The 15,554-nt window shown below is 66.4% G+C and carries 13 protein-coding genes; 6 read left to right on the top strand and 7 right to left on the bottom strand.

Annotation, left to right across the window (positions count from 1 at the left end; translation table 11 throughout):
• Positions 1–34: 34 nt before the first annotated feature.
• Positions 35–694 carry an FMN-dependent NADH-azoreductase gene (locus tag BLV92_RS21080; protein ID WP_090548398.1) on the bottom strand — a complete coding sequence of 220 codons (660 nt, stop codon included), beginning with the start codon at positions 692–694 and terminating at the stop codon, positions 35–37.
• 97 nt (positions 695–791) lie between these two features.
• Here BLV92_RS21080 and BLV92_RS21075 point away from each other — a divergent pair, with 97 nt between their 5' ends.
• Complete coding sequence (locus BLV92_RS21075) at positions 792–1,670, top strand: LysR substrate-binding domain-containing protein (protein ID WP_090548397.1); 879 nt, start codon at positions 792–794, stop codon at positions 1,668–1,670.
• A gap of 57 nt (positions 1,671–1,727) precedes the next feature.
• On the opposite strand, the gene BLV92_RS21070 is transcribed toward BLV92_RS21075, so the two are convergent.
• Positions 1,728–2,954, bottom strand: coding sequence for a YeeE/YedE family protein (locus BLV92_RS21070; RefSeq protein ID WP_090548396.1), 1,227 nt, complete (start codon positions 2,952–2,954; stop codon positions 1,728–1,730).
• A 371-nt stretch (positions 2,955–3,325) separates the two neighbouring features.
• Between BLV92_RS21070 and BLV92_RS21065 the strand changes: the two genes are divergently transcribed.
• From BLV92_RS21065 to BLV92_RS21055, 3 genes are all read left to right on the top strand, one after another.
• Positions 3,326–4,975 carry a methyl-accepting chemotaxis protein gene (locus BLV92_RS21065; protein WP_090548395.1) on the top strand — a complete coding sequence of 550 codons (1,650 nt, stop codon included), beginning with the start codon at positions 3,326–3,328 and terminating at the stop codon, positions 4,973–4,975.
• A gap of 18 nt (positions 4,976–4,993) precedes the next feature.
• Positions 4,994–5,809: a proline dehydrogenase family protein gene (locus BLV92_RS21060; protein WP_090548394.1), complete on the top strand. Its 816-nt coding sequence runs from the start codon at positions 4,994–4,996 to the stop codon at positions 5,807–5,809.
• Between the two features lie 118 nt (positions 5,810–5,927).
• Positions 5,928–6,866 carry an SMP-30/gluconolactonase/LRE family protein gene (locus BLV92_RS21055; protein WP_309147468.1) on the top strand — a complete coding sequence of 313 codons (939 nt, stop codon included), beginning with the start codon at positions 5,928–5,930 and terminating at the stop codon, positions 6,864–6,866.
• A gap of 278 nt (positions 6,867–7,144) precedes the next feature.
• On the opposite strand, the gene BLV92_RS21050 is transcribed toward BLV92_RS21055, so the two are convergent.
• Positions 7,145–7,465, bottom strand: coding sequence for a hypothetical protein (locus tag BLV92_RS21050; RefSeq protein WP_090548392.1), 321 nt, complete (start codon positions 7,463–7,465; stop codon positions 7,145–7,147).
• 575 nt (positions 7,466–8,040) lie between these two features.
• On the opposite strand from BLV92_RS21050, the gene BLV92_RS21045 reads away from it, so the two are divergent.
• Positions 8,041–9,441 (top strand): glycerophosphodiester phosphodiesterase family protein, encoded by a 1,401-nt coding sequence (locus BLV92_RS21045; RefSeq protein ID WP_090551288.1) that lies wholly within the window; start codon positions 8,041–8,043, stop codon positions 9,439–9,441.
• Positions 9,442–9,901: 460 nt separating this feature from the next.
• Here the strand turns inward: BLV92_RS21045 and BLV92_RS21035 are convergent, their stop codons facing one another.
• Positions 9,902–10,282: a DUF4267 domain-containing protein gene (locus tag BLV92_RS21035; protein ID WP_090548391.1), complete on the bottom strand. Its 381-nt coding sequence runs from the start codon at positions 10,280–10,282 to the stop codon at positions 9,902–9,904.
• A gap of 111 nt (positions 10,283–10,393) precedes the next feature.
• Between BLV92_RS21035 and BLV92_RS21030 the strand changes: the two genes are divergently transcribed.
• A complete protein-coding gene (locus BLV92_RS21030) occupies positions 10,394–11,005 on the top strand; it encodes a TetR/AcrR family transcriptional regulator (RefSeq protein ID WP_090548390.1) in 612 nt (203 codons plus the stop codon).
• 188 nt (positions 11,006–11,193) lie between these two features.
• On the opposite strand, the gene acnB is transcribed toward BLV92_RS21030, so the two are convergent.
• The 3 genes from acnB to BLV92_RS21015 form a co-directional block, all read right to left on the bottom strand.
• Entirely contained in the window at positions 11,194–13,779 is a 2,586-nt protein-coding gene (gene acnB, locus BLV92_RS21025) for a bifunctional aconitate hydratase 2/2-methylisocitrate dehydratase (protein WP_090548389.1), read from the bottom strand.
• A 203-nt stretch (positions 13,780–13,982) separates the two neighbouring features.
• The gene (locus tag BLV92_RS21020) at positions 13,983–14,228 is read right to left on the bottom strand and encodes an SDR family oxidoreductase (RefSeq protein ID WP_090548388.1); all 246 of its coding nucleotides are present in this window, start codon (positions 14,226–14,228) and stop codon (positions 13,983–13,985) included.
• Positions 14,229–14,349: 121 nt separating this feature from the next.
• Positions 14,350–15,462, bottom strand: a complete 1,113-nt coding sequence (locus BLV92_RS21015; protein ID WP_090548387.1) for an NADH:flavin oxidoreductase/NADH oxidase — start codon at positions 15,460–15,462, stop codon at positions 14,350–14,352.
• Between the last annotated feature and the right edge of the window lie 92 nt (positions 15,463–15,554).

Below are 15,554 nucleotides of genomic sequence, written 5' to 3'. Positions count from 1 at the left end.
GTACTGTTGAATCGAACGAACCGGCGCAGCCCCGTCACCCTCCACGCCGCTGCGCAATCCGCCCCGCCAACTCCCGCGCCTCGTCCGCCGCCGCCTCCCTCGCGCCGTGATCGACGTCCGGCCCGAACAGCGTTTTCTGCACGACGATCGCGTGCACGTCGGCCACGCCGATGAACTTCAGCCACTTCTCCACATACGGCCGCTGCAAGTCGAATTCCGCGGCCGGCGTGCCGGACGCCGACTGCGCGTCGTAATCGAGCCCGCGCGCATAAACGGCCACCGCCGTCTTGCCGTTCAGCATCCCTGCGAGTCCGCGCGCCGGATCGAACGTGAACAGGATGTCCTTCTGCGACACGAGGTCGATGAACTGCTTCAGCTTGTACGGAATCCCGAAGTTCCACAGCGGCACTGACAGCACGATCACGTCCGCGCGATGCAGATGCGCGGCCAGTTCGCGCAGCGTGCGCCACGCGTTTTCCTGGGCCGGCGTCAGCGGCGCGCCGGCGAGCCCTGCGTATTTCGCGTCGAGCGCCTCCGCGCCGAACTCGGGCAGCGCGCCGCTCCACAGGTCGAGCGTCGTCACTTCGGTGTCCGGCCGCGCGGCGCGAAAACGCTCGATGAAACCGCGCGCGACTTCGATCGACGCCGAGCGCGTCTTGCGCGGCGACGCCTCGATATGCAGGAGAGTGGTCATGGTCGGCTCCGGGTGACAACGGTGCGCCGATTGCAACATATCCGCGCGCGGAATATAAATCGATTATTCCGACATCATTCATTGCGAGCCACGATATATGCTCGATCCGCTGCTGTTGCGCACGTTCGTCGCGGTCGTCGACGAGGACGGTTTCGGCCGCGCGGCCGCCCGGCTGCATCTGACGCAGTCGGCGGTCAGCGGCCATCTGCGGCGGCTCGAAGACCAGCTCGGCAAGCCGCTGATCCGCCGCACCACGCGCTCGCTCGAACTGACGCCCGACGGCGAGCGGCTGATCGCGTATGCGCGCGCGATCCTCGCGCTGAGCCGCGACGCGCTCGCGGACCTGACGCGCACGCCGTTTCGCGGCCGGCTGCGGATCGGCGTGTCCGAGGACTTCGCGGACCTGCGGACGATGGGCGTGCTGCATGCGTTCGCGTCGCGCCACCCGGACGTCGGGATCGACGTGCAGATGGGCATTCCGGGCGCGCTGCTGCCGCTGTTGCGCGCGGGCAGCCTCGACATGGTGATCGGCTCGCATTGCGAGGCGAACGAGCCGGGGCGGCTGTTATGGCGCGAGCCGCTGGTATGGGCCGCCGCCGCGCACGCGAGCGCGGTGCTGCCCGCGCCGCTGCCGCTCGCGCTGTTTCCGGAGCCGTGTCCGTATCGCGAGGCGGCGCTCGCCCGGCTCGCGCAGGCCGGCCGCGCGCAGCGCATCGCGATGGTCTGCACGAGCAATGCGAGCCTCGCGGCGGCGGTGCTGTCCGGTTTCGCGATCGCGCCGCTGCCCGCGAGCCAGTTGCGCGGCGGGATGGTCGCGCTGCGCGGCGACAGCGGGCTGCCGCCGCTGCCGGATGCGGAGTTCAGGCTGTTCGTGTCCGCGCATGGCGACGCGGCGATGCTCGGCGCGCTTGCCGATGCGATCGAGGAGAGAAGCGGGCTGCGCGCGGCGGATCGAGCGCGCGAGCCGCGCATGTAAAAAGGGCGACGCGTGTTGCGTCGCCCTCGTTCGGTACCGGCCGCTCTGCGCGAAGAATCAGCAGCCCGTCTGCTTCACGCGTTCCACCGCGAGGCCGAACGCGGGCCGCAGCTTCGTGCCGATCACGTTGCCGAAGAACGCGGCGACGACCCACAGCCAGCCGTGCAGGCTGCCCGACACGATCCCGCTGAAGTACGCGCCGATGTTGCAGCCGTAAGCGAGGCGCGCGCCGTAGCCGAGCAGCAGCCCGCCGACGATCGCCGCGATCAGCGAGCGCAGCGGCACGCGCCACACCGGCGCGTAGCGGCCCGCGAGCGACGCGGCGGCCATCGCGCCGAGCACGATGCCGATGTCCATCACCGTCGTCACGTCGTGGCTGACCGGCGCGGCGAGTGCGGCCGCGTTGGGGCCGGCCGTCCAGTATTTCCAGTTCGCGACGTCGACGCCGAACGCGGCGAACGCCTTCGCGCCCCACAGCGCGAACGCGGACGTCACGCCCCACGGACGGCCGGACAGCGCGAGCGTCGCGAAGTTGAGGATCGCGAGCGCGACCGCGCCGGCGACGAGCGGCCACGGCCCGTGCAGCCACGGCGACGCGTGCGGCGCACGCTCCGTCTCGTTCACGAGGCGGCCGTGACGGCGCTTCTCGATCAGCACGGTCAGCGCGGCGATCGCCGCGAACACGGCGAGGTTCAGCGCGATTGCCGGGCCGACGCCGAGCGCCGTCACGAGCGACAGCGGCTTCAGCGACGGCAGCGCGGTCCAGAACGGCATGTGCGCGGTCGCGATCACCGAGCCGACGATGAACGCGGCGAGCGTGACGATCATCCGCGTGCTGCCGCCGCCGACCGTGTACAGCGTGCCGGACGCGCAGCCGCCGCCCAGTTGCATGCCGATCCCGAACAGGAACGCGCCGACGATCACCGACGTGCCGGCCGGCGACACGAGGCCCGTCACCGGATGCCCGAACAACGAACCGGCCGAGAGCGCCGGGAAGAACAGCAGCACGCCGATCGCGAGCATCACCATCTGCGCGCGCAGGCCGGCGCCGCGGCCGTCCGCGATGAACACGCGCCACGCGGACGTGAAGCCGAACGCCGCGTGATACAGCATGAGCCCGAGCAGCACGCCGACGACGTACAGCGCGGCCTGCGTCGCGCTGACCGTCTGCGCGAGCCAGACCGTGCCGAGCACGACGAGCAGCAGCGCGATGCCGAGCGGTTTCGGATTGAGGTTGACGAGGCGGCGCGGCGCGCGGCCGAGCGGCGTGGACAGATCGGACATGATGAGAGCGGGGCGGACGCCCGGCGGCGCGAATGCGGCGGACCGGCGAAACGGAGCCGTCGCGGCGCGGGCGTGAGGTGCCGCGAAATAGCGAGGAAACCGCAAAGTATACCGGTAAATACGAAGCCGCCCCGGACGCCCCTTTCGGCGGAACGGGAAAGGGCGGCGCGAGCCTTGGGGCCATCCCGCAGCCGCTTGAGGAAAGCCGTCTGAAAGACGCGGCACCGGCTTTCCCATTTACCGGGACGTTGTCCCTTTTTTCACGCGCGGGTCATGGATATCCCCTATTCGGGGTTGTCGCCGGGCGGCCGATGTCTCGCAGAGTGGCAACGCTTCCACTGCCACGCGCAGACTCACGCTACGGACAATTCATGATCAAGAACCTCACCATTCGCGGTGGTCTCACGCTCGTCATCGGTCTTTTCATTGCGTTCCTGCTGGCCGTGATCGGCGTGGCCTATGGCGCGCTGAAGCTGACCAACGATAGCTTGCGCGAAGCGCAGCACGGCGCGGCGTCGCTGGCGTCGCTGAAGACGAGTTCGGAGAAGCTGTTGCAGGTGCGTCTCGAACTCGCGAGTTATGAGACGCGCTTCAGCGCCGGCAAGGCGACGGATGCGATGCTCGAACACGCGCACCGCACGCTGACGACGTCCACCGACGAATTCCGCCGCTACGCCGGCGGCCCGTTCGCGGATGCGGACGAGGCGCGGCTTGCGGGGACCGTCGCGCAGGCGCGCGCGGCGCTGGTCGAGAAGGCGCTGGAGCCCGAGTACAAGGCGATGCAGGACTACGACTTCAACACGTTCCGCACGATCCAGGGCGAGACCGCGGACCAGTATTACGGCGTGTACGCGACCGCAATCGACGCGCTCGAACAGTGGCACGCCGCGCGGCAGAAGCGCGAGGCGGACGAGGCGGTGCAGCGTTTTCGCGTGTCGCTGGCCGTGTTCGGCGCGATCGGCGTGATCGGCATCGCGATCGGGCTCATCGCGCGCGCAGGGCTCGCCGCGTCGGTCGTGAAGCCGGTCGATCAGGCGATCCGCCATTTCGAGCGGATCGCGGCCGGCGACCTGACCGTCGGCGTGGAAGTGCACTCGCGCAACGAAATGGGCCGGCTGCTCGGCGCGCTGGTGCGGATGCGCGACGGCCTCGTGCAGACCGTGTCGCGCGTGCGCGGCGGCACCGAACAGATCGCGCGCGGCGCGAACGAGATCGCCGCCGGCAACGCGGACCTGTCGGGCCGCACGTCGCAGCAGGCGGCCGCGTTGCAGCAGACGGCCGCGAGCCTCGAACAGTTGTCGGCGGCGGTGCGCAACAACGCGGCGAGCGCGAAGGAGGCGAACGGGCTCGCGCAGGGCGCGCTCGACACCGTGTCGCGCGGCACCGAGTCGGTGGTCCGCGTCGCGGAGACGATGAGCGACATCTCGACGTCGTCGCGCAAGGTGGCGGACATCACCGGGATCATCGAGGGGATCGCGTTCCAGACCAACATCCTCGCGTTGAACGCGGCGGTCGAAGCCGCGCGCGCGGGCGAGGAGGGACGCGGCTTCGCGGTGGTCGCGTCCGAGGTGCGCAGCCTCGCGCAGCGTTCGGGCACGGCGGCGAAGGAGATCAAGGCGCTGATCGAGGAGTCGGGCGCGTCGGTCGAGCAGGGCACGAAGCTCGTCGACGACGCGCGCCACACGATGGAACAGGCGCGCGGCGCGGTGGATCGCGTGAGCGGGATCATGCGCGAGATCGAGGCGGCGACGCACGAGCAGAGCGACGGAATCGAGCAGCTGAATCGCGCGGTGGCGCAGATCGACGAGGTGACGCAGCGGAATGCGGCGCTGGTCGAGGAGTCGGCGTCCGCGGCGCAGGCGTTGCAGATGCAGGCGGATGGACTGCGGGAGGCGGTGTCGGCGTTCAGGACGGAAGCGGGTGCCGACGGGTATTACGGCGAGGCGGATGACGGGCGGCGGGTCGGGGATGTGGTTGCGGCGGATGGTGGGGCCGGGAATGTGCGGGCGGTGATGGCGTAGGCAGCCGGACGATGGCCGTTGCGGTCGTTTTTTTGGGGGCAGCCGCTCCATGCCAGGATCACCCGACACATAAAACACGCCGACGAGCGGACACCCCGTCTTGCGGCTTTTACTCTTTCAATCGCTACGCTCAATCTGCATGTACGCAGCCGCCTCGCCTCCTTCGAAATCGCGCTGAAAACCCTCGACCTGTTCGCGGAAGCCGAAGCGTCGAAGGCCGACGTCGGCGTCGCGTTGCAGGCGTATCTGACACGCACTTACGGCGACATCGCATCGCTTCGGCATCGGCGGAGTCGGGTGCGAATCTGCAAAGGCATTGATGCCGAGGAAAGCGTCCATCTCGTGGACGGCGCATCCACGGATCGCAGTGCGATCAACGGGCACTTCGTGCGGCATGTGTCGGGCGCGCTGCAAGCCGGATCGTTCGTCGGAATGGCCACGCACGATGAAGCATTGATCGACTCGCTGATTACGCTGATCCGGCGCGAGCAGATCGAGCCGAACCGTTTCGAGTTTCAGATGCTTCCCGGCGTATGCGAGCCGTTGCGGGAGCGTTTGCGTTCGATGGGTTTCCCCGTGCGCGTCTATGTTCCATACGGTCGCGACTGGTATGGATACAGCACGCGGCGCATCAGGGAGAATCCGCGTATCGCCGGTTACGTGATACGCGCGCGCTGTTTGGCCTGTTTGGCGGTAGCTGACATCACGCGCGCGGCCCTTTGGGAAGCGAGTCTGTCGAGGGCCGCGTCGTTCCCCCTGCGTGAACCGCAGCGGACGTTCAACGTATTGAAATCAGAATGTCAGCCATGCGTTAATCCACTCCGCCAGCAGTAACACACGTTCACGAGCGTATCGCACAACCTGGGGTAGTCTGTCGGCAGCGGTTCAGCAGCGACGGGTCGTCGTATCGGCTCAGCCGGTACGACGACGGTTATTGCGCCAGACGGAGGGTATGACTGTGGCTACGAAGAACGGCGGTACGCTGTATGTCTTGCAGGCACGTCCACCGGCGATCATTGCATTGTCGCCGGACGGTTCGCACGAGGTCGTGCTCGCAAACCTGACACGCACGCCCGACGGCATCAAGGTCGATGCCGAAACCCAGATGGTCTACTGGACCAACATGGGAACCGGCATTCACCTGATCGACGGCGATCCGGCTTCCGGCGCGATTCCGCCGAACGACGGCACGATCGAAAGCGCGAAGCTCGACGGCAGCGGGCATCGCGTGCTGGTGCCTTCCGGCATGGCCGGAACGCCGAAGGAACTCGTGCTCGACATGGACGAAGGCCACCTGTACTGGTGCGATCGCGAAGGCATGCGCGTGATGCGCGCGCGGCTGGACGGCACGGAGGTGACCGAACTCGTGCGCACCGGGAATTTCCCGCAGGATACGGCCGACGCAACCCGCCATTGCGTCGGCATCGTGCTGGACAAGGCAAACGGGCATCTCTACTGGACGCAGAAGGGACCGCCGGACGCCGGCGAAGGCCGCATCTTCAGGGCGGCGATCGAACTGCCGTCGGGTGCCGCGCCCGATGGGCGTCCTGACGTCGAATGCCTGCTCGCGGACCTGCCCGAGCCGATCGATCTCGACATCGACCACCGCGACGGCATGCTCTACTGGACGGATCGCGGCGACGATACGCACGACGGAAACACGCTCAATCGCGCGAGGATCACGGCGGCTGGACTGGTCGATCGCGAGGTGCTCGCCCGCGAACTGAAGGAGGGCATCGGCGTGTCTCTCGACGCGCCGGGGCGTCGCGCCTTCGTGACCGATCTCGGTGGCAACGTGCGGGAGCTGGACCTCGATACGAAGCACGAGTCGCACTTCACCACGGTTGCTCATCTGGGACCGTTGACCGGTATCGACTACGCGGAAATCTAAGGTCGAGCCTGTGGAACTGCCCGTGGGGACACGGGCAGTTCTGCCGTTTCGCGGCCGCGCGTTACGCCAATGCCTGTTCGCTTGCGGATGCAGCCATTGGCGTCGTCGCGGAGAAAGGGCGGTTATTCGCCGGTCTCCCTTCGATGCGTGGCTGATGACCGTCGCGATGGTTGCACGGATGGCAGACGCCTGTAGAGGCCGCCGTTGCTCTTTCGCTCCATGCGATCGAGGTGCCTCGCCCGCGTTATTCGCGACGCGTCGTCATCGTTCAACCACTGTTATTGGTGCGCGGCCGGCGACACCACGCTCGGCGTCGCCAGCGTGTTGTTGCTCTTCGGCGCGCTGGTGCCGGAGGTCGAGTCGCTGTTCGTGCTGCTCGGCAGGCCCGAATTCGGCGCGCGAGCGGGCATGCCGCTGTCCGAGTTGGGGGCGCCCGGTGTGCCGTAGCCGCCCGTTGCGCCGTTCACCTGGTTCGCCGGGCTGGCGGTGCTGCCCGCCGAACCCCCGCCGCTTGAGCCGCCGGCCGCCTGTGCATAAACGCCGCCCGACAGCGCGAGTGCCGCGGCGGCCGCGATCAGTCTGCTGGTTGCCTTGTTCATGATCCGTTACTCCTTCCGTGATGGGACTCGAATATCAACGCAGACGGTCGCCGCCTGCTTGACCATGAATGGGCGCAACTACCGTGCCGCGGGTTTTTATCTGCACGGCGCGATGACGCAGTTAGATGTGCTGCGGTACATCCATCCTTAGACTGCGGGCGTGCATCGACAGAGGGCAGGCTGCCTCGGTGAGCGTGTTCGCCCCCAACTTCCTTCCGCAACCCGACGATGACGCTTCCGTGAAGCGTTTTTTCGCGCCCGCATTCGTGTCGGAAAACTAAATTTACAGACTCCGATTGCTCTGCTTACGGCAGCCAGTCACGATGTTTTGTCACATTACAAAAATAGACTTCAAAAAATTACAGTTTCAATACTCGAAAAACGCAAATGTCAGGATGAGCGGTCTTCGGACGCATCTGACTTTCAATGTTTACGAGTAGGAGTCGTCGTTTGCCGGGGACACCGGGTGTCGTGCGGGCGGTCGGAATGCCGCGCGGACAGCATGCGTGCGTCGCCGGCGGGAAGCCGCGTGTTGACGTTCGATCACCCCAAACCCAATGAAGAAGAACCACACCATGACTCTTTCGCGGACCCGTATTTCCTGTCTGTTGCTCGCGCTCGTCGGCGGCGCGGCCCTGACCGCCTGCGGCGGCGGCGACGATTCCACTTCCGCTCCGGCGGCGCCGACGGCGCTGAAGACGCTCGACGGCAACCCGCCGCTCGTGATCGGCCACCGCGGCCTGCCGGGCCTCTATCCCGAGGAGACGCAGGTGTCGTACGAGGCGGCCGCCGATGCCGGCGCCGATTCGCTTGAGGAAGATCTGCACCTGTCGAAGGACTGCGTGCTCGTGGTCCGCCACAACCCCTGGCTCAGTGACAACACCAACGTGGCGGACGTGGCCAAAACCAACGCCGCCGTGGCCGCGCGCAAGCGCACGGTGCCGGGCGTGCGCGTGCCGGTCAAGTGGGCCACCACGGCGACCACCGGCCCGTCGAGTTATCTGAGCGACCTGACCGATCCGGCCGATCCGACGTCGGTGCTGAAGTCGCTGATCGTCGATGGCGAAGATCACACCAACGACTGGGCCATCACCGACTTCACGGTGGCCGAACTGAAGCAGTGGATTCGCGGCACGACGTTCGATGCAAAGGACGTGCGCCCGACGGAGCTGAACGGTCAGTTCCCGGTCCTGACGATGCAGGAGGTGTACGACATCGCGCGCGCGAAGTCGGCCGTCACGGGCAAGGCGTTCACGATCTATCCGGAAGCGAAGAATCCGGTGTGGAACAACGAGCAGGCGATCGCCAACGGCTGCGGCGCGGCCGGCACGCGTCCGTTCGAGGAAGCCATCATTCGATTCCTGAACGACAACAACCTGAACAGCCATACCGCGCCGGTGCTCGTGCAGAGCTTCGATCCGGCCAGCCTGAAGTATCTGCGCTCGCGCGGCGTGCAGACGCGCATGGTGCAATTGATCGACGGCAACGGCGTCAACTACCAGACGGGCGAGATGATCTACCAGACCAACGACGACTACGCGTTTGTCGACGGCCGTCCGTATAGCTGGACCGTCGACGGCGATCCGCGCTGGTTCGGCGACATGCTCACGCCGGCCGGCCTGGCGGAAATCAAGACCTACGCCGATGGCGTCGGCCCGTGGAAGCCGCAGGTGTTCGCGTGGAAGGTGACGCCGTGGAAGGACAAGAACGCCGACGGCTCGGCCTACACCGGCTCGCTCGCCGACGTGAATTCGGTCGAACCGACGAGCCTGATCGCCGACGCGCACAAGGCTGGCCTGTTCGTGCACTCGTACACGTTCCGCAATGAGGAGCGCTACCTGCCCGGCAAGTACAAGGGCGACCCGATCGGCGAATATCTCGACGCATACCGCGCCGGCATCGATGGCGTGTTCTCGGACTTCGCGAACACGGCCGTGGCCGCGCGCTCGCAGTACCTGAAGGAAACCGACCGCTGAATCTCGCGCGCCGCGCTGCCTGCTTCGGTCGCCGGCGGCAGGGCATGTGCCGCGCCGGTCCCGCCGGACTTTCCCGGCGTCCGTCGAGCCGATCAGGAAAACACCGTCACTCGCAGAGTGACGGTGTTTTTTTCGGGAATGATGCCGCGAGCCTGCGATAGCGTTCAACGTTGGCCTGCTTACTCTGGTCCCATGCAAGATGGTTGCTGTCAAGCAGTTGAGTCCAGCCAGCCCAACGGTGCCGCAAACGGATCGCTTCGGAACTGCGCATGTCCGATTCCGATCGGACGCTTGCGCGGAAAGTCCTGGCGCCCACGGGCGGCGGAGCCGGCGAGTACGCGCGCAAGATCAAGCTGGACCAGGTCAGCGAACGCCTCATCACGACGTCCGCGCCCGCAAGCGCCATTAGCGCGGAACTCGGGTTCGGCTGCGTTCACGGCTCGAACCGGCATGGACCGTTTCAGCGCGCGCCGATCATCATCGGAATGGCCGCGAGGACCATCAGCACGGCTGTCGGGGCGTGAATGCCGAAGGCGCTTTTAGCGGAGCCTTTCGCTGCAAGTATGACCAGCATGTCGCCGACCGGGATGACGGTTTCCACGAGCAGGATGAGGCCGATTTCGCGCGGGGCGCCCCACGCGATGAACGCGAGGACGGTCAATCCCGATGCAATGTCGCGCACTCCCTTGAGGCGAAGCCACCACGCGACGTTGGCGCCGTTTTCAGGAAGCGGCAGGCCGAAACTGCGGGTCGCGGCCATTGGGTTCGCAAGATATTGGGCGCCGATCGCGATGATCGCGAGAGCCAGAAGCAGCGCCAGTCCGACAGCAAGCCAATGCATCGCAATGTCCCAGGGTCGTTGTAGCCGTGGAATATAATCTAGCATTGCTAGTTTATCAAGCTTCCGTATCATCACGACGCAGAGGGCCGTCCCGGTCCGGGGGATCGAAGGTTGAGTATTGTCGAGAGGAAAGGCCGGCAGCGGGCCGAACGCGAGTCCCGCATTGTCGCGGCAGCGCGCGCGATCGCGGAGCGCGAAGGATGGGATGCGGTGACGATCCGCCGCCTGGCCGACGAGATCGAATACAGCCAGCCGGTCCTCTATTCACATTTCGAGAACAGGGACGCGATCGTTACGGCGGTTGCAGTCGAGGGTTTTCAGGAGATCACGGCTGCGCTTCGGGATGCGGCGCGCGGATCGGCCGGGCAACAAAACGCGCTCGAAAACGTCGCCGTCGCCTATCTCGACTTTGCCGCGCGTCGTCCGGCGCTCTACGAGGCCATGTTTGTCCTTCCGACCGACCTGCGGTTCGCTGAAGCCGAAGCCCGGCCGGAACTACGGGCCGCTTTCGACGCGCTTGCGGCGGTCGTGACACCGTTCTGCGTCGATGTCGATGCCGTCACCGAGACTTTTTGGGCGGTGCTTCACGGGCTCGCCGAACTCGAACGTTCGGGGCGCATCAGACCCGGCGCGCGCGTTGAACGGATTGGGCTTGTTGTGCGGGCGATTGTTGTTTCCCGGAGCGGCGCTTCCGGCCACGGGGGCATGAGCGAAGGCGAGTAATCGACAGGCTGCGCGGCCGACACCCGATCGCCCTTGCGTGATACGGGCCGGCTCCATCGACGCCGGCCGAAAGGCTGCCACGCGGCCCATTTACCGCCACACAAAAAAACGGCGCCGCAGGCCATCGGCCCGCAGCGCCATTCCGTGCTGCTACGGCGAAAACAACCCGCCGCAGTCCGGCACCACGCTTACATCTGCACGGTGTCGGCCACTTCCTTGAAGTCTTCGATCTGGTCGAAGTTCATGTACTTGTAGATCTTGTCGCTGTTGGCGTTGAGCACGCCGATGTCGGCCATGTACTCGTCCTTCGTCGGGATCTTGCCCAGACGCGAGCAGATCGCCGCCAGTTCCGCCGAGCCGAGGTACACGTTCGTGTTCTTGCCCAGGCGGTTCGGGAAGTTGCGGGTCGACGTCGACATGACCGTCGCGCCTTCGCGCACCTGCGCCTGGTTGCCCATGCACAGCGAGCAGCCCGGCATTTCGGTACGCGCGCCGGCCGTGCCGAACACGCCGTAATGGCCTTCCTCGGTCAGCTGCTTCTGGTCCATCTTGGTCGGCGGGGCGACCCACAGCTTGACCGGAATGTCGCGCTTGCCTTCCAGCAGCTTCGACGCGGCACGGAAGTGACCGATGTTGGTCATGCACGAGCCGATGAACACTTCGTCGATCTTCGCGCCGGCCACGTCCGACAGCGTCTTCACGTCGTCCGGATCGTTCGGGCAGGCCACGATCGGCTCGTGGATGTCGGCCAGGTCGATCTCGATGACGGCGGCGTATTCAGCATCCGCATCCGGCGACAGCAGTTGCGGGTCGGCCAGCCACTGCTCCATCGCCGCGATGCGGCGTTGCAGGCTGCGCGGGTCCTGGTAGCCTTCGGCGATCATCCACTTCAGCAGCGTGACGTTGCTGTTCAGGTACTCGATGATCGGTTCCTTGTTCAGGTGCACCGTGCAGCCGGCGGCCGAACGTTCGGCGGACGCATCCGACAGTTCGAACGCCTGTTCGACCTTCAGATCGGGCAGACCTTCGATTTCGAGAATGCGGCCGGAGAAGATGTTCTTCTTGCCCTGCTTGGCGACCGTCAGCATGCCTTGCTTGATCGCGTACAGCGGAATCGCGTTGACGAGGTCGCGCAGCGTCACGCCCGGCTGCATCTTGCCCTTGAAGCGGACCAGCACCGATTCCGGCATGTCGAGCGGCATCGTGCCGGTGGCGGCCGCGAAGGCGACGAGACCCGAACCGGCCGGGAAGCTGATGCCGATCGGGAAGCGCGTGTGCGAGTCGCCGCCGGTGCCGACGGTGTCGGGCAGCAGCATGCGGTTCAGCCACGAGTGGATCACGCCGTCGCCCGGACGCAGCGCGATGCCGCCGCGGGTGCTGATGAAGTTCGGCAGCGTGTGGTGCGTCTTCACGTCCACCGGCTTCGGATAAGCGGCGGTGTGGCAGAACGACTGCATCACGAGGTCGGCCGAGAAGCCGAGGCACGCCAGATCCTTCAGTTCGTCGCGGGTCATCGGGCCGGTGGTGTCCTGCGAGCCGACCGAGGTCATCTTCGGTTCGCAGTACGTGCCCGGACGGACGCCCTGGCCTTCCGGCAGGCCGCACGCACGGCCGACCATCTTCTGCGCCAGCGAGAAGCCCTTGCCGCTGTCGGCCGGCTGATGCGGCAGGCGGAACAGCGTCGACGGAGCGAGACCCAGCGCCTCGCGCGCCTTGGCGGTCAGGCCGCGGCCGATGATGAGCGGAATGCGGCCGCCGGCGCGCACTTCGTCGAACAGCACGTCGGACTTGACCTGGAACTCGGCGATCACTTCGCCGTTCTTCAGGGCCTTGCCTTCGTACGGGCGCAGTTCGACCACGTCGCCCATTTCCATCTTCGACACGTCGAGTTCGATCGGCAGCGCGCCGGCGTCTTCCATCGTGTTGTAGAAGATCGGGGCGATCTTGCCGCCGAGGCACACGCCGCCGAAACGCTTGTTCGGGACGAACGGGATGTCCTCGCCGGTGAACCACAGCACCGAGTTGGTGGCCGACTTGCGCGAGGAGCCGGTGCCGACCACGTCGCCCACGTACGCGACCAGGTGGCCCTTTTCCTTCAGCGATTCGATGAACTTGACCGGGCCGCGCTTGCCGTCCTCTTCCGGCGTGATGCCGGGACGGGCGTTCTTCAGCATCGCCAGCGCGTGCAGCGGGATGTCCGGACGGGTGGTGGCGTCCGGGGCCGGCGACAGGTCGTCGGTGTTGGTTTCGCCCGTCACCTTGAACACGGTGACGGTCAGGCTTTGCGGCACTTCCGGACGGCTGGTGAACCATTCGGCGTCGGCCCAGCTTTGCAGCACGGCCTTGGCGTGCGCGTTGCCCTTGTCGGCCAGTTCCTTCACGTCGTGGAACTGGTCGAACATCAGCAGGGTTTTCTTCAGCGCGTCGGCGGCCACGACGGCGACCGCGTCGTCGGACAGCAGCTCGATCAGCGGCTGGATGTTGTAGCCGCCGAGCATCGTGCCGAGCAGTTCGGTCGCGCGCTCGCGCGAGATCAGCGGGCACGCGGTCTGGCCTTTCGCCACGGCCGCCAGGAAGCCGGCCTTCACGCGGGCGGCTTCGTCCACGCCTGCCGGCACGCGGTGGGTGATCAGGTCGAGCAGGGTCTGCTCTTCGCCGGCGGGCGGATTCGTCAGCAGCTCCACCAGTTCGGCGGTCTGCTGGGCTGTCAGCGGCAGGGGGGGAATACCGAGCGCGGCGCGGGCGGCCACGTGAGCACGAAAGTTTTCAAGCATGGGGGGACCTGCTGATATGCGTTTGAGGGGAAGGCTGTTCAGGCGCTCCGAGGCTGTTCCGGACACGGCTTCGACCGCGATTTTAATCGCAGTGCCGGGTAGCGTCAAATGTCTTATGTCTTATATAAGAGTTGCGCGTCGGAGGCACGCGATCGCGACCGTCTTGCCGCGAAGCGGATGACCCGATCGCAGAAGGGAGATCGTCAGACATGGGCCAGGCCGCCATCGACGGTGATCTTCTCGCCGGTGATGTACGACGATGCGTCCGACGCGAGCAACCGCACCGTTTGCGCGATCTCGCGCGCCTCTCCCCACCGGCCCATCGGCAGCATCGACGCGATGTAATCGCGCACTGCCGGGTCATCGGTCGCCGCAGCGGTCGGCGGCGTTCGGGTGGCGCCGGACGTCAGCACGTGCACCCTGATGCGGCGCGCGAGGAGGTCTACGATCCGCTGCGTCTGCTGTTATGCGCGATTGGCAGTACGACGGCGGGTCCCTCCACGCCGACGCAGAACCGGCCGTCGAGTGAGCCTCGGTTTATTCCCCGTTGAATGCAGGTGCCGCGGGACTTCATCGAGCGCCGTGCGCGATTTCGCCGAACACCGCAGCGTGCTTTTGCGGGGGCGCGCGCCAGTATTGCGGGGGCGCTTCGACGGTGGCGCCGAGCGTCGCCGCCGCGTGCCATGCCCAGCGCGGGTCGTAGAGCATGGCCCGGGCGATCGCCACGGCGTCCGCCTGGCCGCTGGCGACGATTGCCTCGGCTTGCTGCGCGTCCGTGATGAGACCGACGGAGAAAACCGCCGCGCCGCTTGCCTCCTTGATCTGGCTGGCGAACGGCACCTGGTAGCCCGGGCCTGGCGTGATCTTCTGACGGGGCGAGATGCCGCCCGACGAAACGTCGATCCAGCCGACGCCGCGCGTCTTGAGCGCCTTCGCGAACTCGATGGTTTGCGCCACGTCCCAGCCGCCGTCGATCCAGTCGGTTGCGGAAACCTTGACGCCGAGAGGCTTGTGCTTCGGCCACACCGCGCGCACCGCGTCATAAACCTCCAGCGGATAACGCATGCGATTCGCGAGCGTCCCGCCGTATTCATCGGTCCGCCTGTTCGAGACCGGCGACAGGAATTCGTGCAGCAGATAGCCGTGCGCGCAATGCAGTTCGATCGCGTCGATGCCAAGCCGCTCCGCGCGCCGCGCGGCCGCTACGAATGCGTCGCGAATGCGGATCATCCCTTCGCGGTCCAGTTCGCGCGGCAATTCCTCGCCGTCTTTCGTCGCAACCGCCGACGGCGCGTCGGTGATCCAGCCGCCGTCGGCCAGCGCAATCTGCTGGCCGCCTTTCCACGGCACTTCACTCGAAGCCTTGCGCCCTGCATGGCCGAGCTGGATCGCGAGGCGAATGCCGGAATGCCGGCGCACCTCGTCGACGACGTGCTTGAGCGCCGCCTCGGTTTCGTCGTCCCACAGTCCCAGGTCGCCAGGGGTAATGCGGCCATCCGGCTCGACTGCCGTGGCTTCGATGCAAAGCAATCCCGCCCCCGACACGGCCAGTCCGCCCAGGTGAATCAGATGCCACGAGGTGGCTTTGCCGTTGTCCGCGACGTACTGGCACATCGGCGAGACAACGACCCGGTTCGGAAGCCTGAGGCCGCCAAGCTCGATAGGGGAAAACAGAATGCTCATTTTCGTCCTGCCTCTGTGAAGTCCGATGCAAATGCTGCTATTGGTTGTCGGTAAGGCGCTCGCGGCTGCCTGTGACCGCGTCGCGCCGCTGA

Origin of the sequence: Paraburkholderia caballeronis (assembly GCF_900104845.1) — a bacterium.
Lineage (GTDB): Bacteria > Pseudomonadota > Gammaproteobacteria > Burkholderiales > Burkholderiaceae > Paraburkholderia > Paraburkholderia caballeronis.
Note: the sequence above shows the minus strand (reverse complement) of the source record. Positions and strands in the feature narration are given on the sequence as shown.